This window comes from Pedobacter sp. ASV12, from assembly GCF_016429155.1.
In the GTDB taxonomy this organism is placed as follows: Bacteria; Bacteroidota; Bacteroidia; order Sphingobacteriales; family Sphingobacteriaceae; genus Pedobacter.
Genome location: NZ_JAELUC010000366.1, coordinates 1 through 384, shown reverse-complemented (window position 1 = coordinate 384; position 384 = coordinate 1). Strand labels below are relative to the sequence as shown.

Here is a 384-nt window from a genome sequence, read left to right as displayed (position 1 = left end):
ATAAAATTTCTAATTATTTTAAAGATCACATCTTGAGGCCGAACTTTTTCATGGATCCCAAGGGAACTTTCAATGTGGATATAGATAATCTAAAAATTTCAGATAATATTATCGAAATCTTAGAAAAAGGTGTTTCTCAAGGAGCCTTTATATTGTTGGATTCTATGGATGACAGCTTTGATTTTAAGATATGTGGAAAACGTTTCAAACTGTCATATTTGCTATGTATTCTTTATCGATTACCATTAAGAAAGTATCCAGATGCTAGTTTAAAAGAGATATTATTTGGCGAAAATGGCGCTGATAATTTAGAAAATGATAATATTCAGCTTGAAATTTTTTAATAGTTTATATGGAAATTAAATATGGTATTCAGCTGGCACC

The 384-nt window shown here is 29.2% G+C and carries 1 protein-coding gene; it reads left to right on the top strand.

From position 1 onward, the window contains the following. Window positions 1-344: ORC-CDC6 family AAA ATPase (locus JHD69_RS20725; RefSeq protein WP_233166158.1), on the top strand; the 344-nt coding region annotated here is incomplete at its 5' end. Window positions 345-384 lie beyond the last annotated feature (40 nt).